General features: G+C 38.7%; 14 protein-coding genes. All 14 read left to right on the forward strand.

All coding sequences use genetic code 11. The features are described from left to right. The coding region (locus tag ACESSZ_RS05710) for an LPXTG cell wall anchor domain-containing protein (RefSeq protein ID WP_499842710.1) at positions 1-898 on the forward strand (898 nt) is incomplete at its 5' end. A 127-nt stretch (positions 899-1,025) separates the two neighbouring features. Next, positions 1,026-1,430: a hypothetical protein gene (locus ACESSZ_RS05715; protein WP_008687520.1), complete on the forward strand. Its 405-nt coding sequence runs from the start codon at positions 1,026-1,028 to the stop codon at positions 1,428-1,430. A 170-nt stretch (positions 1,431-1,600) separates the two neighbouring features. After that, positions 1,601-3,541 (forward strand): CHAP domain-containing protein, encoded by a 1,941-nt coding sequence (locus ACESSZ_RS05720; RefSeq protein ID WP_008687522.1) that lies wholly within the window; start codon positions 1,601-1,603, stop codon positions 3,539-3,541. Positions 3,542-3,704: 163 nt separating this feature from the next. Continuing rightward, on the forward strand, positions 3,705-8,036 hold the full coding sequence (locus tag ACESSZ_RS05725; RefSeq protein ID WP_008687524.1) for a PolC-type DNA polymerase III: 4,332 nt from the start codon (positions 3,705-3,707) through the stop codon (positions 8,034-8,036). 231 nt (positions 8,037-8,267) lie between these two features. Continuing rightward, complete coding sequence (locus ACESSZ_RS05730) at positions 8,268-9,845, forward strand: ClC family H(+)/Cl(-) exchange transporter (protein ID WP_008687527.1); 1,578 nt, start codon at positions 8,268-8,270, stop codon at positions 9,843-9,845. Positions 9,846-10,405: 560 nt separating this feature from the next. After that, complete coding sequence (gene mraZ / locus ACESSZ_RS05735; protein ID WP_008687528.1) at positions 10,406-10,837, forward strand: division/cell wall cluster transcriptional repressor MraZ; 432 nt, start codon at positions 10,406-10,408, stop codon at positions 10,835-10,837. Beyond that, on the forward strand, positions 10,834-11,769 hold the full coding sequence (rsmH, locus tag ACESSZ_RS05740) for a 16S rRNA (cytosine(1402)-N(4))-methyltransferase RsmH (RefSeq protein ID WP_008687530.1): 936 nt from the start codon (positions 10,834-10,836) through the stop codon (positions 11,767-11,769). The genes mraZ and rsmH overlap by 4 nt, the downstream gene beginning before the upstream one ends. Before the next feature lie 6 nt (positions 11,770-11,775). After that, positions 11,776-12,096 (forward strand): hypothetical protein, encoded by a 321-nt coding sequence (locus ACESSZ_RS05745; RefSeq protein WP_008687532.1) that lies wholly within the window; start codon positions 11,776-11,778, stop codon positions 12,094-12,096. A 12-nt stretch (positions 12,097-12,108) separates the two neighbouring features. After that, positions 12,109-14,298 (forward strand): penicillin-binding protein, encoded by a 2,190-nt coding sequence (locus ACESSZ_RS05750; RefSeq protein ID WP_008687534.1) that lies wholly within the window; start codon positions 12,109-12,111, stop codon positions 14,296-14,298. A gap of 306 nt (positions 14,299-14,604) precedes the next feature. Beyond that, entirely contained in the window at positions 14,605-16,524 is a 1,920-nt protein-coding gene (locus ACESSZ_RS05755) for a penicillin-binding transpeptidase domain-containing protein (RefSeq protein WP_008979410.1), read from the forward strand. Then, entirely contained in the window at positions 16,508-17,977 is a 1,470-nt protein-coding gene (locus tag ACESSZ_RS05760) for a UDP-N-acetylmuramoyl-L-alanyl-D-glutamate--2,6-diaminopimelate ligase (RefSeq protein ID WP_008687538.1), read from the forward strand. Before ACESSZ_RS05755 ends, ACESSZ_RS05760 begins: the two co-directional genes overlap by 17 nt. Further along, positions 17,968-18,930, forward strand: coding sequence for a phospho-N-acetylmuramoyl-pentapeptide-transferase (mraY, locus tag ACESSZ_RS05765; protein ID WP_008687540.1), 963 nt, complete (start codon positions 17,968-17,970; stop codon positions 18,928-18,930). Before ACESSZ_RS05760 ends, mraY begins: the two co-directional genes overlap by 10 nt. Before the next feature lies 1 nt (position 18,931). After that, positions 18,932-20,248, forward strand: coding sequence for a UDP-N-acetylmuramoyl-L-alanine--D-glutamate ligase (murD, locus tag ACESSZ_RS05770; protein WP_008687541.1), 1,317 nt, complete (start codon positions 18,932-18,934; stop codon positions 20,246-20,248). 94 nt (positions 20,249-20,342) lie between these two features. Continuing rightward, positions 20,343-21,182 carry an undecaprenyl-diphosphate phosphatase gene (locus ACESSZ_RS05775; RefSeq protein ID WP_008687543.1) on the forward strand — a complete coding sequence of 280 codons (840 nt, stop codon included), beginning with the start codon at positions 20,343-20,345 and terminating at the stop codon, positions 21,180-21,182. The last annotated feature ends 112 nt before the right edge of the window (positions 21,183-21,294 follow it).

Raw genomic sequence — 21,294 nt, forward strand, 5'->3', positions numbered from 1 at the left:
GGCAGCTGAAAAAGTATATGCCGATGATAAGGCAACACAGGATGCTGTAAATGCACAGGTAACAGCAATCGAAAAAGCTATTTCGGCTTTAGAAAAGGAAGAAACACCAATTGTTGCTAATAAGGCAGAGCTGAAAAAAGCGTTAGATAAAGCCAAAGCAATACAGGCAGATGGCTACACAAGTGCAAGCTATGCGAAACTACAAGAAGCAATCAAGGCAGCTGAAAAAGTTTATGCCGATGATAAGGCAACACAGGATGCTGTAAATGCACAGGTAACAGCAATTGAAAAAGCTATTTCGGCTTTGAAAAAAGAAGAAACACCAATTGTTGTAGACAAAGCAGAACTGAAAAATGCATTAGATGAAGCCAAAGCTATACAGGCAGAGGGCTTTACAAGTGCAAGCTATGCGAAGCTACAGAAAGCGATCAAAGCAGCCGAAAAAGTTTATGCTGACGCTGCAGCAAGTCAAGATGATGTGAAAGTACAAGTAAAGAATATTCAAAAAGCAATTCAATCCTTAGAGGCAGTTAGTCAAACTAGTGCCAAAGCGATTTTACAAAACTTAGTTGAAAAAGCTGAAAAGAAAAAAGAAAGTGCTTATACCGCTGCATCTTGGAAAACATTTGAAAAAGCATTAAAAGATGCTAAAAACATCTTACAAAAGAAAGATGCAACAAAAGTTGAAATTCAACAAGCATATGAAACACTTGTGACAGCATTACAACAGTTGAAAGCAATTGAGCAACACAAAAAAGAGCCAGTTAACACAACAGACAAAACAGATACGCCTAAAACAGGGGATACTTCGCAGGCACAAACAGCAGGTATCATGGTTATCTTAAGTGGAGCTGTCTTAGCAGTATTGCGCAAGAAAAGAAAGTATGTAGAAGAATAAATGAACTTGAAGAGGCAAGATGAATTGTCTCTTCTTTTCTTACAGAATAAATAGAAATACTTTAGGATTTATTAAGATATGAAAGATAGATTTTTGGTATCATAAAGAAGAAGGAAGGTGGAAGGGTATGAAACGATTCCGTATTATTATGTTGAGTGTTGTGCTTTGTGTTATCTTCACAGGCTGTAAAGGAACCATCAGCAACGATGTAGAGATCGACTATGGAGTTTCCACAAAGTATTCCAGACTAGAACTTGAAGAAGCGGTAAACGTCATAAAAAAAGATTTTGTACGATCATTTGAAGATTGTACGATGGAACGTTTGGTGTATGCCGGGGATAAACAATCAAAAGAACATGGAGAGTACTATACAAAAGCAGATACCCTTTTGTTTTTCATGGATTATAAAACCGGCAACTTTAGCAGTGATACATTAAATAAAAACAGTGAATATCCTGAATGGCAGATCATGTTAGTAAAAGATGCATCAGGAGTCTGGAAAATATATCCTAGTGGTTGCGGATATGGATAATAAGATGGAATATAAATATTTGACAAATGTGTGATGAAAGGCCAGAAAAACACTGGCCTTTTTTCTTGTGAAAGATAACATCAAAATACAAATGTCCATCATTTGATGTGACACATATGTTATTTCGCGGTGGAAACTGATATAATAGACACATAAAAGGAAGTGGACGTATGCGCTTTTTAAAGAAATTCATCGTTTCATTCTTGGCAATCACCTTAGCTGTTTTAACAAGCTTTGTTAATGGTACATATCAGCTGAAAGCGAAGACCTATTTCTTTGCTCGCAGCAGCGCACCTTCAAAAAGTGATTTTCATTATTATTCGGATCAAAATATATATTATAAATATGATTATGGTATGCCCAATTGTACGGCATATGCGTGGGGAAGAGCCTATGAAATATTAGGAGAACCCCCACAATTATCTACCGGGATGGCGAAAGAATGGTACGATTACAATACAAAACATCATTATTATGCGTATGGTTCTATACCTAAGGTTGGCAGTGTGATGTGTTGGAATGGAGATTGGGGAGGTCATGTGGCTATTGTGGAAAAAATTGAAGGAGAATATCTGACCATTTCCAATTCCAGTTATGGTGGGGAAGCCTTTTACACACAGACCAATACCTTCGCATATCTAAAAACGTATTATCCGGGATTTCAAGGCTTTCTCTATTTGCACGATTTTACACCTGCCGTCAATCTTGCTAAACCGAAGCTAAGGGTTAGCCGTTCAGGGATGAATTACACTTTTCAATGGGACAAAATAGCCGATGCTACTACTTATCAGATTGATGTATGTCATGATGCGGAATGTGAATTAACTGACGAATTTGTTACAAGCAAACTCACCTTCACCAAAGCATTTGCCGATCAACCTTACTGGGTAAGAGTACATGCACAACATAATGACTTTGCTAGTGTTTCTAATACGGTGGGAGTGAATCCGGCAGCATATCATCTGATGGGGACAAAGCAAAATCTAGGAACGCATTTTTATGCCCAAATTGCATTTGGTGATATCTATGTAAAAAATGTTAACCATACGGCAATGCTGGAAACAGCGACCAATGATGACAAAGGAATATACGAATTTATACGTCAAAAAGATGGCAGCTATACGATAAAAGATACGAAAACTAAAGAATTACTGACCTCTATGCGACAAAAAAATAATGTAGATTTATTTTTTACAAACATAGATGATACAAAGAATCAGGCATTTTTTCTTCGAAAGTTAAAAAAAGGTTATGCATTACAGCCTAGTGATACAGCTTATGCTGTATGCGGGGTAAAAGGAGAAAAAGCAGAAAGAACAACGCCGATACAAATAAACAGGATAGCCTTGACGACCTCACAGAGCTTTAGGATACAAAAAGGCGGAATCACATTGCCTGTTAACGTAAATGCGTATAAAGGTAGTTATGATGGGAAAGCACACAGTATCTCATTACAAAATGTACCTGCAGGCTCTACGATTACCTATCGTACCAGTACCAAGAGTGGATGGTCTTCAAAGAAACCAACTAGAACAAATGCAGGTACAACAATGGTTTACTATCATGTGATGAATCCACATTATGCGCAAGATATGTATGGCAGTGCAGAGATCATCGTACATAAAGCGAATTGCAAAGCGCGTATCAATGATTATAAACATACATATGATGAAAAGAAACATACGATTTCTATCACAAAAACACTACCAGGCTCAACCATATATTATCGCACCAGCTTAAAAAAGGATTGGACAAAGGAAAAGCCAATGAGAACGAACGTTGGCACGACAAGCGTGTATTATAAAATTAGCAATCCTAATGCAAGAAAGACAATCACCGGCAAAGCCAATATCACAGTATCGAAAGCTACGCAAAAGCCAAAGATAAAAGGATATAATGGCAGCTATGACCATAAAAAGCATACTCTTTGTATGACGCAGATAAAACCCCATTCAACAATCTACTATCGTAGCAATACAAAGAAAAAATGGTCGAAGATAAAACCTACACGCACAAGCGTAGGTACAACAAAGGTTTATTACAAAATTACCAATCCCAATTATAAAGATGTAAGTGGGAGTGTTTCCATCATCATCAAGAAAAAACCCTGATATTATAGAGGAATGTACCATCTTCATCACAAAGAAAGCAGCTTATAAAAATGAGGCTGTTTTTATTTTATGTGAAAATATGAAAATCGAAATCCTTTGCCTTTTTACTTTTGCTAAAGAACGATTTATGATATCATAAGAAACGTAAGAAATGAGGAATTGGATGGAACTGAAACTGATTGATTTAGTAAAGAAAATGGAAGAGGATAATCCCGATCTTGTCTATTTTGAACAAGGCTCTTTTAACATGAAACCGGTATATCGCAAGCGCAGCAATGTTTTGCATATGGAATTGGCCTTACCTAAGCTATTGCCTTTTCAGGTATGGCATGTTTTTTGTATGCGTTTAGCAAAAATTACTCGTTGTAAAACCGAAGTATATCTTACCGTAGAAAACAGTGATACGTCGATCTTAGAAGTAAGTGAATATATCCAGCACTTTGTCAGTCTGCATCCAACGTTGCGTATTTTTCAGGACAGTCTGCCATCCTTAGAGAAAAAGTATCTGATTTATCATATTGCGAATGAAACTGATCGTGATATCGCAATTCAAAATAAACATCTGCTTGAAGAGTTTTTGAAAAACTGTGGCTTCCAATTGGCAATTACGGTTGAAGAAATGAAGGTCAGCGTAAAGATTCCAACGGTGAAGATGAAAGAGGAAGCGCCTAAGCCGACACAAGTATATGAAGAGAAAAAAGCCTATAGCTTTAAACCTAAAAAGAAAAAGGGCTTAGATGGGTATGTGCCCTTTTCCATTCATGATATTAGCGAAGAATGTCATGATATTCGCATCCATGGGAAGATCTTTGACAGTGAAGTAAGAACTTTACGAAATGGCAAGGATATTCAGACACTGTGGATTGCGGATGACGATGATGCCATCATCATGAAGCGTTTTGAACGTGGTTCTATCACAAAGGAAGTTCTTAATGAAATCGGTGCCGGAGATTGTGTCGTTGCATATGGACGAGTGGAGTTTGATTCCTATTCTCGTGAACTGGTCTTTATGCCGGATGTGATCCAGAAGGTACCTGAAGTCAAACGTGTGGATGAAGCAGAAGAAAAGCGTGTAGAGTTACACGTACATACGAAGCTATCTGAAATGGATGGGGTATGTGATATCAGCGAGTATATCAAAACAGCGAATGAATGGGGCTGGGATGCGATTGCGTTGACTGATCATCGTGTTGTTCAGGCATTTCCTACTGCACAGACGGTGGTTGATGGCATTAACAAGAAACGTGAAACACCGATGAAGATCTTATATGGTGTGGAAATGAATATGGTTGACCCTATGTTACAGATCGTGCGCAATGGGGATGACACGGAACTGGAAAAGGGAACCTATTGTGTATTCGACTTAGAAACGACCGGTTTATCTTCGCGCTTTGATCATATCATTGAGTTTGGCGGGCAGATCATGAAAGATCGCACCTGCATAAAAAGCTTACAGCTGTTTGTCAAACCACCGATTGCCTTAAGTGCATTCACAACTGAATTAACCAATATTTCAGAAGAAAACATGAAGAATGCCAAACCGTTTGCGGAATGTGTCGATGAGATTCTGGAATTTATCGGTGATAGTATCTTAGTTGCCCACAATGCCAGCTTTGACTATGGCTTCTTAAATGCGGAATTAGAACGTATCGGTCGTAAGCCATTAATGAATCCGGTCATTGATACCTTGGATCTGGCCCGCAGTATGATGGATCGCAAAGGTTATCGCTTGGGCAATCTGGCACGTCAGTATGGTATTCGCTATGATGAAGATGTAGCCCATCGTGCTGATTATGATGCTGAAGTGTTGGCTCAGGTCTTTATGCATATGTTAAATGATCTAAAGCATATCAAAACCTTGAAACAGTTACAAGATATGCAAGATCCTGATTGTTTTAATAAAGTCAGAGATAAGCATGTGACTATCCTTGCGAAAAACATGGCAGGTTTAAAGGAATTGTTTGAGCTGATTACACTCTCGCATACGGAATATTTAAGCTATAATCGTAAAAGTACAGCAAATGTTGTCGCAGAACCGCGCATCATTCGTAAAGAAATAGAAAAGCGCCGGATGAACGGCAATTTATTGATCGGCTCTTCCTGTGTGAATGGGGAAGTTTTCGACATGGCCCAGACGCGCAGTGAAAAAGAGTTAGCAGAGGTCATGCAGTTTTATGACTACATCGAAATACAGCCACTTGCCAACTATCGTTTCTTAGTAGAACGCAATTCCATCGTAGATGAAGCGCGGTTAAAAGAAATCTTAATGTCCATCGTGGAAAAGGCAGAAGAGATGGGAAAAATCGTCGTGGCAACCAGTGATGCGCATTATGTGCATCCTAATGAAAAGCTGATTCGTGACATTTATATCAATTCTCAGGCGATTGGCGGTATGCGTCATGCCTTATATATTTACAATCAGGAACGTCGCCGCAAGTTTAAAAGCCCGGATCAGCATTTGCGTACCACGGATGAAATGTTAAAAGAATATGCTTGGTTGGGCCAACAGCGTGCTTATGATATGGTCATTAAGAATACCAAGGCGATAGCGGATCAGATTGAAGTGATACGTCCGGTCAAGGATGCTTTATATCCACCGGATATTGAAGGTTCTGATCAAAAGCTAAGAGAAATTTGTTTTGAAAATGCCCATAAGAAATATGGACCTGTCTTACCGGATATCGTGGAGAAACGCTTAAATCGAGAATTGGATAGTATCATCGGCGCCGGTTATTATGTGGTTTACTATATTTCTCATTTATTGGTAAAGAAGAGCTTGGATGATGGATATCTGGTAGGTTCGCGAGGTTCGGTAGGATCTAGCTTTGTCGCTACGATGTCAGAGATTACTGAGGTAAATCCTTTAGCACCTCATTATGTCTGCCCGAAATGCCATTATGTAAAGTTCTTTACCGATGGCAGTGTGTTAAATGGCTATGATTTACCAGATATTGAATGTCCGAATTGTGGAGAAACAATTCGCGGTGATGGACACGATATTCCTTTTGAAACCTTCTTAGGTTTTGAAGGTGATAAGGTGCCGGATATCGACTTGAATTTCTCCGGTGATTATCAGCCCAATGCCCATGCCTATACCAAAGAAGTGTTTGGTGAAGACCATGTATATCGTGCCGGTACGATTGGTACGGTAGCCGAAAAAACGGCGTTTGGTTATGTGAAAGGCTATGAGGAAGAGATGGGAATTGAAGGCAGTATGCGCAATGCCCAGATCTTGCGTTTAGCAAAAGGTTGTGAAGGCGTCAAACGAACGACCGGTCAACATCCAGGTGGCATCGTCGTCGTCCCATTGGATTTAGATGTGCATGATTTTACACCGGTACAATATCCTGCCAATGACCCGTATGCGGAATGGAAGACGACGCATTTTGACTTCCATCAGATTCATGATAATATCTTGAAATTTGATATCCTTGGTCATGTGGATCCTACAGCGATGAAGATGTTGGAGCGTATGAGTGGAATTGATGTAACGACCATTCCTATGAACGATCCGGAAACCATGAGCATTTTCTCTAAGGTGGATGCGTTAAAAATAGATACTAGTAAGAATACCGAAGAAACTGGAGCTGCCGGCTTACCGGAGTTCGGTACACCGTTTGTTCGTGGAATTCTGGAGTTAACACGTCCAACCACATTTGATGAGTTATTGAAAATATCCGGTTTATCTCATGGTACAGATGTATGGTTAGGCAATGCCAAGGATCTGATTGATGATGGTATTTGTACATTAAAGAGCGTAATCGGATGTCGTGATGACATCATGGTGTATTTATTGCACAAGGGCTTGCGTCCAAAACTGGCCTTTACGATCATGGAAAGTGTTCGTAAAGGAAAAGGACTGAAGGATGAATGGATACCGGAGATGAAAGAAAACGGGGTGGAAGACTGGTATATTGAATCTTGTAAAAAGATCAAATACATGTTCCCGAAAGCCCATGCCGTTGCCTATGTCATGATGGCCATCCGCATTGCTTGGTTTAAGGTGCATGAACCGCAATATTACTACTGTATGTTCTTTAGTATTCGTTGTGATGCATATGATATTGAAACAATGATCAAGGGAGAACAATCCATTCGTAAAAAGATGCAGGAAATTGACTTTAAGTTGCATGACAACGCGCAGAAAAAGGATGTCACCAAGAAGGATAAGGATACTTATAATACTTTAGAGCTGGCATTGGAAATGACATTGCGTGGTTATTATTTCGCTAATATTGATTTAATGCGTTCCGCCAGTCGTGATTTTATTGTCGATCCAGAACGACCTAACTACATTATTCCTCCTTTCACCAGTATTGATGGCTTGGGAGAAAGTGTTGCGGATACTGTTGTGGAAGCTCGCAAGAATGGGGCATTCTTATCCAAAGAGGATTTACAGCGAAGAACCGCCTTGAGTGGTACGCTGATTAAGAAACTGGAGTCGATGGGGGTTTTAGAAGGCTTACAGGAAGAAAATCAGATGTCCTTATTTTAAAAAGCTGAATCATATACGATTAGAAACAAGCAACAACAGGAAAATCATAGAAAAGGCTTATCGCCACATATGATCGAATCAAAGTGTGTGGGATAAGTCTTTTTTGATGATAAGGAAAAGTTTTATGAGATATGTGTTCCTAAAGCACATTGCATAGGAGAAAAAGATTTGTATTTGTCACTATGTAAAGATAATGCTATACTTTTTATGTAATTGGAAAGAGGGAGTAACATGAAAAAGGAGAAGGGCAGTACTCGTCATATTTTAGAGAGTGAAGGAAATTTTAAATATGTGTTGATCATGGAAGGCTTGGCTTGTGGATTACTTGCCGGATTGATCGCCATTATCTATCGTTTGCTATTAGGCTATGCGGAACAGTTTATTGCCTTTATGGCATCCGTGATTTGGGATAACCTTCTCTATATTATAGGGTGGTTTCTCTTTTTGTTAGTGCTTGGTGTTTTGATTGGCTGGTGCCTAAAACAAGAACCATTGATTTCAGGAAGTGGTATCCCTCAGGTGGAAGGAGAAATCATTTCGTTTCTTGATCAAAAATGGTATAAAATATTGCCTTATAAAATTGTTGCTGGGACCTTATGCGCTTTTGGAGGGTTATCATTAGGGCGAGAAGGGCCAAGTATTCAATTAGGAGCTATGGGTGGCAAGGGTATGTCACGTATCTTTCATCGTGTAAAGATGGAAGAAAAATTATTATTGACTTGTGGTGCAGCGGCAGGACTTAGTGCGGCATTTAATGCGCCTTTGGCAGGTGTCATGTTTGCCTTGGAAGAGGTACATAAAAACTTTTCCGTTTCTGTTTTAGTTTCGGTCATGTGTGCCAGTGTTACCGGTGATTTTCTATCACAATATGTGTTTGGCTTAGAACCGGCATTTCATTTTGTAGTCACAGAAACTTTACCATTAGGCTATTATGGAAGCATTCTGTTGTTAGGCATCATTTGTGGTTTATGTGGTGTCCTATATAATAAGATGACGTTAAAGTTTCAGGATTGGTATGAAAAAGTGCCAAGACTAAAAGCCCATTATCGTGTTTTGATTCCTTTAATGATTGCCGGTGTGCTTATGCTCATCCTTCCTGAAGTGTTAGGCAGTGGGCATACGATGATCGAGATGTTAAGTGGAAAAGAGCCATTGCTCTTAAAAACCTTGATTTTATTGCTGGTAGTAAAATTTATCTTTTCTTTAGCTAGCTTTGGCAGTGGAGCACCCGGTGGCATCTTTTTCCCATTGTTGGTGCTCGGCAGTTTTGTAGGAGCCATTTATGGCCTTATCGCCATACAGTATTTTCAGATTCCTGAGATGTATCTGGCAAACTTTATTATCATGGCCATGGCTGCTTTCTTTGCGGCAATCGTACGAGCACCGATTACCGGTATTATTTTGATTGCGGAAATGAGTGGCACTTTGACGCATTTATTACCTTTAGCGCTAGTTTCCTTATGTGCTTACTTAACGGCCAATATATTGAATTGTGATCCCATTTATGAAAGTTTATTGCATAAGCTTTTATGGAAGAATGGTGTGAATTTAGATGCGTTTCAAGGAAAGAAACATATTGTTGAAGCCGCAATTGAAATCGGCAGCGAGGTATGTGAGAAAAAGGTCAGTGATATTGCCTGGCCGGGCAAATGTCTGATTATCAGCATTCATCGAGGAAATGCCGAAATTATTCCTAAGGGAGATACTGTCTTATTTACCGGAGATACATTAATGGCTTTGATCAATGATGAGGATGCTCCTTATGTGCAACATGCTTTAGAAAAATTATGTACTAGAAAGTTATCGTAATGGTTGTTACTTAGAAAACGAATAAAACTTAGTCGTTTTCTGTATATATCGATGTTATGGATTGTAGGAAGCATTAATTTTATGACCTATGAGGTGTTACATGATGTCTTGCTTACATCCTACCTTTTGCTGTTTTCTATATACCTTATACCTTGTCAATTTGGCGTTGTGTGGATTTGCTTATGCATTGCTGATGAAATATAATATTACTTTTTTTCCTAAATCGTTTTGTCGGAGAAAAAAGATGAAATGAAATAAAATGATAAAGTCATGGAACACCATGGCTTTTTTTTGCGGCGTTAAGCATAAGAAAAACAGAAATGTTGTTGAGAAGCAATTCGTTTTACAAATGATGTAAGAGGGAATTCATCTGCTTCTTGCGTATTTCAACTTATATGCCACATAAGATACTCAGAAAAAACTGGAAAGAAAGGAGATTTTGTAAGCATTTGTAAAAAAGCGACAAATAAAAGTTAGAAATTATCTATACAAATAGCATAAAAAGCGATATAATGGTGGAGTAAAGTAGCACAAAGTGGTGGAAAGTGGAGGTAAACGTCATGTTCATGGGTGAATACGCACACAATATTGATAAAAAAGGGCGTATCATCATTCCGGCAAAATTCCGTGAAGAACTTGGCGATACGCTCATCATCACACGCGGTTTAGACGGCTGCTTAAGTATTTATACAAAGGAACAATGGCAGCTCATTTATGAACAGCTGATGAAATTGCCATCCACCAAGAAAGATGCCCGCATGTTTGTACGTATGATGACAAGCAAAGCGGCAGAATGTGAAATTGATGCACAGGGAAGGATCTTAATCCCATCCTCATTAATCAAACTTGCGGATCTGACAAAAGAATGCCGTATCATCGGTGCTGCTAACCATGTGGAAATCTGGTCCAAAGAGCGCTGGGAACCACTGGATGAAGATGGTGATGCTGCATTTGAAGAGATTGCGGAAAATCTTACGGAGTTTCTATTATGAACAAACATTACAGTGTCTTGCTGCAGGAAAGCATAGAAGGACTACATATACAACATGATGGCATTTATGTGGATGGAACGCTGGGTCGAGGAGGACACAGTTGTGAGATCTTGAAACAAATTCCTGACGGTCATTTATATGCATTTGACCGTGATGCCAGTGCGATTGAAGAATCGACACCAAGACTATTGCAGGTGGCAGATAACTTCACATGCATCCATAGCCCATTCTCTCATCTGAAAGAAGAACTTTCGGCTTATGGTGTAAATAGAATTGATGGTTTGGTACTAGATTTAGGAGTAAGTTCTCCCCAATTCGATGAAGCAGAACGCGGCTTTTCTTATCGTTTTGATGCTCCATTGGATATGCGAATGGATCAAAGTCAGGCATTAAATGCTTATGAGATCGTAAACACTTGGAGCTATCAAGATTTAGTAAAGATTTTTTATACCTATGGAGAAGAGACGTTTGCTAAACAGATTGCGCGCAATATTGAAAAGAAACGCATAGATAAACCAATTCGTACAACCTTTGAATTGGTAGATGTTATTAAGGCATCACTTCCGGCAAAGGTACTGAATAAGAAAGGACATCCTGCGAAAAAGGTGTTTCAAGCGATACGGATTGCCGTAAACGATGAATTACGGGAATTAGAAGAAGTGTTGCAAGAGGCCTTGCAAATGCTGAATCCTCATGGACGAATTTGCGTGATCAGTTTTCAGTCGTTGGAAGATCGTATCGTAAAAGAGGCTTTCCAAACAGCAAGTCGTCCTAAGCAATATGACAAGCGCATTCCTATCTTACCAAGTGATATGGAAGAAGCGCCCTATAAACTCATCAACAAAAAACCAATTACCGCGCAAGAAGAAGAACTGATGGAGAACAACCGCAGTCATTCAGCGAAATTAAGAATTATAGAAAGGATAAGGTAAGTAACAATGGCAAAGGCGAAATTAGTAAAACGTAAAAGAAGATTCCGTATCGAAGGTGTGGCAACACTGCTGTTGACACTGGCAGTGCTGTTATTTTTAGGTGCGCGTATTGGATTGAAATCGTATAACTATAACCTTTCCATTGAAGCTAGTAAGGTAGAAGAAAAAGCAACAACCTTAAAAGAAACTGTTAGTAGTCTAGAAAACGAAGTAAATAAATTAGAAAATCGTGAACGTGTATTAGGCATGGCAGAAAAAGATGGCATTAAAACGAATCAGGATCAGGTCGTTGTCATGGGGGATGAGGACAAGAAGAACAATGAGTAAAGGTGGATGACTATGAATCCTAGAAGAAGTAATCGTACATTGGCAGGATTGCTGATCATCATGATGGTAATAGCAACACTCATTTTATCAAATGTGCTTTTTACTATGGTGACGCAGAAGCATTTTCGTAGTGGTGTCAATGTAAAAGATTTTAAAGAACCCGATATCTCTAACACAACGGTATTAAAAGGAAACCGGGGAACGATTTATGATCGCGGTGGAGAAGTAATCGCACAGGATGAAGATACCTATACGCTTGTTGCGATTTTGGATAAAAGTCGCAAAGGAATCGGCAATGTGCCGGCATATGTAAAAAATGTGGATAAGACGGCGCGTTTACTAGCACCAAAGCTAGATATGAAGGAAGATTCTATACGTGATATCTTACAAAATGCAATTGATAATAAACAATATCAGACTGAACTAGGAACAAAAGGAAAAAATCTTTCCAAAAGTGTAAAAGAGAGCATTGAAGCATTAGAATTACCTGGTATTACATTTACCAAGTCAGTGGAACGCAGTTATCCTACGGGCACATTTGCTTCGCATTTAATCGGTTATGCACAATATAATGAACAAAGCGGTCAAATCGAAGGACAGATGGGATTGGAAAAATCGTTGAATACTTTTTTACAAGGAGAAGACGGTATAGAGGTTTACCAAAAAGATGCCAATGGCAATATTTTACCAGGAACAAAATATACGAAAAAATATGCGAAGAATGGAAATGATGTGTATCTTACCCTAGATCGCAATGTACAACTTGCTTTACAAAGCAGTCTGAAAAAAACGATGAAAGAAGTTAAAGCCGATCGTGGTTGGGGACTGGTCATGGAAGTGGAAACAGGTAAGGTGCTAGGCTGGGCTGGTTTACCGAGTTTTGACTTAAATAAGCGCGATATAAAAGATTATCTGGATGTACCAAGTCAATACTTATATGAACCAGGTTCGGTTATGAAAGGCATTACTTACGCAGCCGCATTAGATAGCGGTAATTATCCATATAATAAAAAATATGATAGTGGGGTCTTTTATTTTGGTACAGATGAAAAAGGAAAAATTTATCGAAGTGCTACAAAAGTAGGCGGTATTCAGCCGATTTATGATGCATTAAACAAGAATTATGGCACGATTTCATTTGATAAAGGTTTTATTGTATCCAGTAATATCGCTATATGTGAACTGCTTACTAAATATATGGATCCAAGCATCTATCAGGATTATGTATTGAATAAATTTAAATTTAATCAAAAAGTTGATATTCCTTTTGTGGAAAACAGTAAAGGAAATATGAACTTTACTTATGCTTCAGAAAAGCTGAATACTGGTTTTGGTCAAGGTATTTCTGTAACAGCTTTGCAAATGGCACAGGCTTATACAGCAATTTTAAATGATGGCAAGATGGTGCGGCCATATGTAGTGGAACGTATTATTGATGCCAGCAGTGGCAAAACGATTCAACAGTATGACACAAAGCAAGTAGGACAGCCAATCTCAAAAAAGAGTGCAGATTATGTAAAGAAACTTATGAAACAGGTAATTGACGATAAAATGGGAACTGGTCATATACGTTATAAGATGGACGATGTTTCTATTGTCGCAAAGACCGGTACTGGACAGATTGCCAATGAACACGGGCAGTATGGTGATATTTATACGAACTCTGTTATGGCAGCGGCGCCGGCAGATGATCCTAAAGTCATGGTTTATTATGCGTTTGAAAGTTCTGAGTATTTAAGCTATTCCGGTGATCCTTTTAAAGAAGTGATGAAGGCTGCTTTAGTTGCGGAAAACATTACAGGGGAAGAGGGACAGAATCAGGAAACAAAAAAACAAAATCATGTGGAATGGAAAGAGTATACAATGCCATCTTTAGTGAATCACACATTGCGTTATGCAAAACAGAAATTAAAGGAAATGGATATAGATACCGTTGTTATTGGCAATGGAAATAGTATCGTAGCACAATTTCCGAAAGCTGGAGATGCTATTATGAGTAATCAACGTATGTTTTTGCTGAGTGATGGGGCGAAAATCGCTATGCCTAATATGAAAGGTTGGACAAAAAAAGATATTACTGCCTTTTGGAATCTGACTCATATTGAGGTACAGATGGAAGGAAGCGGCAGTGTGCATTCTCAGAATGTTAAGATGGGGAAAACCATTAGTAAGGATACGATCATTAAAGTCAAGATGAAATAAAAAATAGTGATTTCTCTTTGGAAAAGATTTATCTATGTAAATCGTTAAAAGAGGAATCACTGTTTTTAATGTTTGAAACAGAAACAAATGATAAAGAAAGAATATGGCTATCGGCTATGTTTCACCTTCATCATGTTTAGCATAGATGCTGTTGCAGGATTGGTAAGTTTTGAACTGTATCATGCAAGATGGTACTAAGAGCACATAGTTACATAAGGGTGCATGAAAATGCGATATGGTTAAGAAGGTAAAACAACAAAGACATGTTTTTGCTGAAATAGGCATACACTGCAATGAGGTGAGTGTATGATACGAGGAAAGGTCAAAACAAGGATTTCCATCATCTTTCTATGCGCTGTAGTAATTTTTGGCTGCATCCTTGGAAAACTGGGCTATGAACAGATCTTTCATCATACGGATATCATGGAGAAGGCATTGGATTTATGGGAACGTGATTTTACCGTTGCCGGTTTGCGGGGTTCTATCTTAGACAAACAAGGGAAGGTATTGGCCCATGATATACCATCGACATCGGTTATGGTCGTACCGGCACAGATTAAGCATCCTGATGAAACCGCAAAACAATTAGCACAAGTGTTAAACGCAGACGAAAAAACCATAAAAACAAAAATTACGAAACATGTCTCAACACAGAAAATCCAACCAGAAGGTCGGTTGATTAGTGATGAGAAAGCACGCAAGTTAGAGGCCATGGATTTGGAAGGTGTCTATCTGGTACAAGATTCTTTGCGTAACTATCCGAATAATAACTATTTGGCTCAGGTATTGGGGTTTACCGGTATTGATAATCAGGGGCTGGCAGGCTTGGAATTACAATATAATGATATTTTATCAGCCAAAAGTGGAGGATTGAATATTCCTTTTGATGCGAAAGGTCATAAAGTAGAACTGTATCAGGAAACTTATGAAGCTCCCGGTAGGGGCATGGATGTACAATTGACAATAGATGCCAAAATTCAGGATATCGTGGAACGAGAAATGAATAATTTGATGAAACGTTATCATCCTAAGTCAGCATTGGCATTAGCAATGAATCCGCAAACAGGAGAAGTGCTTGCTATGGTATCAAAACCAGATTTTGACCCAAATCATTATAAAGATTATTCCAGTGATGTTTACAACCGGAATTTGCCGATTTGGAAAAGTTATGAACCAGGTTCTACTTTCAAATCCGTGATTTTCGCAAGTGGTTTGGAATTGAAATTATATGATATGTTTAAAGACACTTATGATGATAAGGGGTATGAGATGGTTGGCGGTGCCCGCATTAAATCTTGGAAAGCAGGCGGTCATGGGCATCAGACCTTTCTTCAAGTGTTAGAAAACTCAAGTAACCCGGGCTTTGTGGAAATTTCACGACGTATGGGCTTGGATAGGGAATATGAGTATGTGACTAAATTTGGTTTTGGACAAAAGACCGGCATTGATCTGCCGGGGGAAAGTAAAGGTATTATGTTCAAAAAAGAAGTGATGGGTGAGCTAGAACAGGCTACAGTTGCTTTTGGCCAGGGACTGAGTGTGACACCGATTCAATTGGTAACGGCTTTTTCGGCAGTTGTCAATGGTGGTACTTTGTATACACCATACATTACCAAAAGCATTAATGATCCCATTACCCATGATCCGATACTAGAATTTAAACCTACCAAGAAACGTCAGGTAATCAGTGAAGAAACAAGTAAACTTATGCGCTATGCGTTAGAAAGCGTTGTGGCAAATGGGGGAGGAAAACCTGCCTATATGGAAGGCTATAAGATAGGTGGTAAGACTGGAACAGCACAGATAGCGGAAAATGGAGTATATTCCACAAGTAATTATATTCTATCGTTTTTATCCGCAGCACCTATTGATGATCCTCAAATCGTGTTATATATTGCTGCCGATAGTCCACAAAATGATATTTTATATGGAGGTACGGTCATTGCGCCAATTGCGAAATCTTGTTATGAAGATATTCTTCCTTATTTAAAAGTGGAAAAAGCGGAAAAACAGATACCCAAAAAGTTAATTTGGCCAGAGACTGAAAATATCAAAGTTAAAAATTTTGTTGGGAAAAAGAAAAAAGATGTGCAGCAGGAAGGTGTGACCTTCACTTTTCTTGGTGAGGGAGATACCGTACTTGAACAAATGCCGGTAGATGGAACGACCCTTCCGGCAGAAGGTGGGGAGGTCTGGATCTATCTTGGTGATGACAAGGTTAAATGAACTATTAGGCATGCTTCATATCGCATGTGATGACACACGCATCTTGCAAGGTGTCAGTGATGATAGTCGCAAAGTTAAAAAAGATTGGCTGTTTGTCTGTCGAAAAGGGATTACCCATGATGGCGCTGCTTATATAGATGATGCTTTACGAAAAGGCGCAGTTGTATTATGCGATAAAAAAAGGCAATGGCGAAAAAATGGACAAAAAGTAGAAGCAACATCTCATCAGGAAAAAGAACAAGTCTATGCGTGTGAAGATGTAGAAGCGATTGCACAAGCACTGATTGAATTATACTTTGGTGATTTGTGTAAACACTTGTGTGTGATTGGTGTCAGTGGAACGAGTGGGAAAACCAGTGTTGCCTGTATCATCACACATATCTTACGGAAACAACAGAAAAAAACCTTTCGCATTGGCACCCATGAGGTAGATGATAATCAACATATACAAGCGATTCCAAACACTACACCGGACTCTTTCACTTTAGCTAATCTACTAAAAGAAGCAATTCAACAAGGCTTTACGCATATTGTTATGGAAGTGAGTTCGCATGCAATTGATCAGAATCGTATTTGTTTTATGAGTTATGATGCTATTGTTTATACAAACATTACACAAGATCATTTGGATTATCATTTCACGCGTACACATTATATGTATACAAAATTTAAGTTACGCCGTTATTTGAAAAAGGATGGCTTTATTATCATAAACAAGGATTTTCCTTATTTAATGAAATTACAGCACTTAAGTGATGCTAAACTTATAACTATCGGCTTTGATGCTGCCCATTTCACCATTGAGGATATGCATCTTAGTGAACAAGGCGCCATCTTTACAATCAATGGATATTCTTTTGTTATTCCTTTGTTGGGCAAGATGAATGTTTATAATACAACCGAAGCTATTGCCCTGTGCCATATGCTTAATATCACCTATGAACAACTGATTGCCAGCTGTCAAGATCTTCCATATGTAAGTGGGCGTATGGAATTGATGAAAGGAAAAAAACATACGGTCTTATTAGATTATGCACATACACCGGATGCTGTGGAAAAATTAATGGAATTCGCACGGTCTATTTGTCAAGGAAAGCTCTATATTATCGTCGGATGTGGTGGTGAGCGCGATCGCAGCAAACGTAAACTAATGGCTGATGCAGCTTGTAAATATAGTGATATGGCGATTTTTACAAGTGATAATCCACGTCATGAATCACTATCTACCATCCTTTTGGATATGTGTAAGACCACTTATCAAAATTATGAGGTAGTAGAAAATCGCTATTTTGCGATAAAATACACTATTAAAATAGCAAAAGAAAGTGATATAATAGTAATCGCTGGAAAAGGGAATGAAAAGACACAGGATGTGGAAGGCAGGATGTACCCCTTCGATGATGCGGACTGTGTAAGAAAACGTTTTGCGAAGGAGGAACTATTTTGGAAATAAAATATTTACTTGCATTCGGATGTAGCTTGGTATTGACACTGTTGGTAATGCCCAAGCTCATTCCGTTTCTACATAAAATTAAATTTGGACAAAGTGTGCGTAAGGAAGGTCCAAAAAGCCATATGGCAAAAACCGGGACACCAACCATGGGCGGCATCGTGTTTGTCCTAGTGCCTATATTGGTCATGGCCATCTTAAACTATAAGGCTTTTCTAACACCAGAAATGCTCATTGTCGTCTTCGCCTATTTAGGATATGCTTTGATTGGCTTTATCGATGATTTCTTAATTGTCGTAAAGAAGAATAACGATGGCTTAAAACCATCCATGAAGTTTTTGATGCAAAGTGTGTTAGCAGTAATCTTTTATTTTGCTTATACCCAGATAGCAAAAACTACGATTCAGATTCCTGTACTCCATATGACACTGGAATTGGGGTTCTTATATTTCATCTTGATTTTCTTTATGTTTACATGTGAAAGTAATGCGGTGAATTTAACAGATGGTCTGGATGGCTTATGTGCAGGAACTTCCTTAATTGCCATTGCACCATTTGTCATCTTTGCTTTATTACAAAAAAACAATGATCTGGCGATGTTTCTATTAGCGGTAAGTGGTGCCTTGCTTGGTTATTTACGCTTTAATATTCATCCTGCCAAAATTTTTATGGGTGATACGGGTTCTTTGGCCATTGGCGGTTTGTTGGCAGCTAGTGCGATGATTCTGAAACAGGAAATTTTGTTAGTGCTGATTGGCGGAGTCTTTGTGATGGAATTATTAAGTGTGGTTATTCAGGTAACCAGCTTTAAAGCGACCGGAAAACGTGTATTTCGGATGTCTCCCTTGCATCACCATTTTGAACTAGGTGGTATGAAGGAAACCAATGTCGTATTGATGTTTTGGTGTATCGGCTTAATCTTTGCGGTTGTTGGATTATGGCTGGGGGTGCTGTAATATGAAACCAAGTGTATTAGTTATCGGTGCTGCCAAAAGTGGTGTTGCCGTAGCCAAACTGTTAAATCGTCATGGTTATGCTGTCATCATCACGGATATGCAGGAAATTAAAGAAAAAGCTGAATTGCAAGAACGTGGTATCCAAGTTTATGAAAAAGGTCATCCGGATATATTAAAACGCGAGGATTACGCGTTTATTGTAAAAAATCCCGGTATCAAATATACAGTGCCATTTGTAAACTACTTTGTTCAACATCAAGTTAAAATAGTAACCGAAGTAGAAATCGGATATCGTTATGCATCGCATTTTCATTATGGAGCGATTACTGGCACAAATGGCAAAACCACGATTACGACCATGCTCTATGAAATGCTGCAGAGAAAAGGGAATGCGATTGTCGCAGGCAATATTGGCTTTCCATTATCCGCTTTGGCCTATGATTTTGAAGAGGAAGAAAAATATGTGGCATTAGAACTTAGCAACTTTCAGTTGTTAGGTATTGAAACTTTTGCACCAGAGGTCAGCGTTGTCTGTAATTTAGCACCAGATCATTTGGATTATATGCCATCAGTTGAAGCATATTATGAAAGCAAGATGCGGATATATGAAAATTGTCAAAAAGAGGACTGGTTTTTAAGAAATGTCGACGATCCTACAGTAGTTGCCTATGCGAAAAATATTCCTTGTACCACTATTGATTTTTCATTAACGCGTCAAGATGTGGATCTGTATCGCAAAGATGGCAAGGTATGGCTAGTTGATCTCATGCTGTTTGAAGAAAGCCGTTTTCCTATTGTCGGTGATTATAATTTATCGAATGCGATGGTCGCTGCCTGTATGGCCTATAAGCTTGGTGTGTCTTTAGCGGATATTCAAGCGACGATTGCTAGTTTTCAACCAGTCGAACATCGTTTAGAATATATTGGGGAAAAAGATGGGGTTAAATTTTATAATGATAGTAAAGCAACAAATACACATGCAGTTACCGCAGCTTTAAGCAGCTTTGATAAAAATATCCTACTGTTAGCGGGAGGACATGATAAAGGCATCAGCTTTCTAGATTTAAAGCAATATGATGATCGGGTAAAATGCTGTATCGCATTTGGTGAAACTAGAGAGCAATTTAAACCAATTTTCACGCATGTGGAAACTGTTGAAACAATGCAAGAGGCATTGCATACCGCAATCGCCAAGGCCCAAAGTGGAGATATCATTTTATTATCGCCGGCATGTTCCAGCTATGATCAATTTCCTAACTATGAGGTCAGAGGTACATTGTTTAAAGAAATGGTGCAGGCATATTTGGAAAAGGCCTAAAAACCTTACAAAATCGTTATAAAAAAACGATACTATCGACTTGCGTTTTATGGCAATTTGCGGTAGTATGAAAAAAATCTAAAAGGAGAAAAACATGTTTATAGAAATCTTAAAAGCTGCGCTATATGGAATCCTTGAGGGCATTACAGAATGGTTGCCCGTCAGCTCTACCGGCCATATGATCCTGTTTGAAGAAATTCTTCCCATGAAAGTATCAGAAAACTTCTGGAATGTTTTTTTGGTAGTCATTCAACTGGGGGCGATTTTGGCGGTCGTTTTACTGTATTGGAATAAAATATTTCCTTTTAACTTTAAAAATAAGAATCGTCCTTTTATCCGCTATGATATCATGAACTTATGGGGCAAAATTTTGGTTGCTTGTATCCCGGCTGCCATCGTTGGTATCGCATTTGATGACATCTTGGAGAAATATCTGTATACATCAGTGGTCGTTGCGACAATGCTGGTGTTGGTGGGTATTGCCTTTCTTATTATTGAAAATCGTAACCGTCATAAACGGGCAAGAGTGACTAGTTTGCAGGAACTAAGTTATGTAGATGCACTTAAGATTGGCGTGTTCCAGTTAATTGCAGCTATCTTTCCGGGAACTTCACGCAGTGGGGCAACTATTTTAGGCGGCTTGATGATTGGGGTCAGTCGAACAATTGCGGCAGAATTTACCTTCTTTTTAGCAATTCCGGTCATGTTTGGCGCAAGCTTATTAAAATTGCTGAAATTTGGTTTATCCTTTACTGGTGCTGAATTAGCAATCTTATGCACGGGCATGATCGTAGCCTTTCTCGTATCTGTCATCGTTATTCGCTTCTTGATGAGCTATATTAAAAAACATGACTTTAAGATCTTTGGCTATTATCGTATTGTTCTAGGCATTGTTGTCTTAGCCTGCTTCTTTATGGGAATCATTAAAATGTAAATAGAGCCATGCTGATATTCCTATATGAATATCAGCTTTTTGTGCGACAGGCAGTCGCTATAATTCAACCATGTACAGGCATGGTTGAATTTTCTTTCTTATTAAGGATTGT

It is taken from the genome of Eubacterium sp. 3_1_31, from assembly GCF_964249515.1.
Lineage (GTDB): Bacteria > Bacillota_I > Bacilli_A > Erysipelotrichales > Erysipelotrichaceae > Longicatena > Longicatena caecimuris.

What these genes read in the sequence shown, in the direction of transcription:
- ACESSZ_RS05715 (WP_008687520.1), top strand. Translation starts at nt 1,026, where the DNA reads ATGAAACGATTCCGTATTATTATGTTGAGTGTTGTGCTTTGTGTTATC.
- ACESSZ_RS05720 (WP_008687522.1), top strand. Translation starts at nt 1,601, where the DNA reads ATGCGCTTTTTAAAGAAATTCATCGTTTCATTCTTGGCAATCACCTTA.
- ACESSZ_RS05725 (WP_008687524.1), top strand. Translation starts at nt 3,705, where the DNA reads ATGGAACTGAAACTGATTGATTTAGTAAAGAAAATGGAAGAGGATAAT.
- ACESSZ_RS05730 (WP_008687527.1), top strand. Translation starts at nt 8,268, where the DNA reads ATGAAAAAGGAGAAGGGCAGTACTCGTCATATTTTAGAGAGTGAAGGA.
- mraZ (WP_008687528.1), top strand. Translation starts at nt 10,406, where the DNA reads ATGTTCATGGGTGAATACGCACACAATATTGATAAAAAAGGGCGTATC.
- rsmH (WP_008687530.1), top strand. Translation starts at nt 10,834, where the DNA reads ATGAACAAACATTACAGTGTCTTGCTGCAGGAAAGCATAGAAGGACTA.
- ACESSZ_RS05745 (WP_008687532.1), top strand. Translation starts at nt 11,776, where the DNA reads ATGGCAAAGGCGAAATTAGTAAAACGTAAAAGAAGATTCCGTATCGAA.
- ACESSZ_RS05750 (WP_008687534.1), top strand. Translation starts at nt 12,109, where the DNA reads ATGAATCCTAGAAGAAGTAATCGTACATTGGCAGGATTGCTGATCATC.
- ACESSZ_RS05755 (WP_008979410.1), top strand. Translation starts at nt 14,605, where the DNA reads ATGATACGAGGAAAGGTCAAAACAAGGATTTCCATCATCTTTCTATGC.
- ACESSZ_RS05760 (WP_008687538.1), top strand. Translation starts at nt 16,508, where the DNA reads ATGACAAGGTTAAATGAACTATTAGGCATGCTTCATATCGCATGTGAT.
- murD (WP_008687541.1), top strand. Translation starts at nt 18,932, where the DNA reads ATGAAACCAAGTGTATTAGTTATCGGTGCTGCCAAAAGTGGTGTTGCC.
- ACESSZ_RS05775 (WP_008687543.1), top strand. Translation starts at nt 20,343, where the DNA reads ATGTTTATAGAAATCTTAAAAGCTGCGCTATATGGAATCCTTGAGGGC.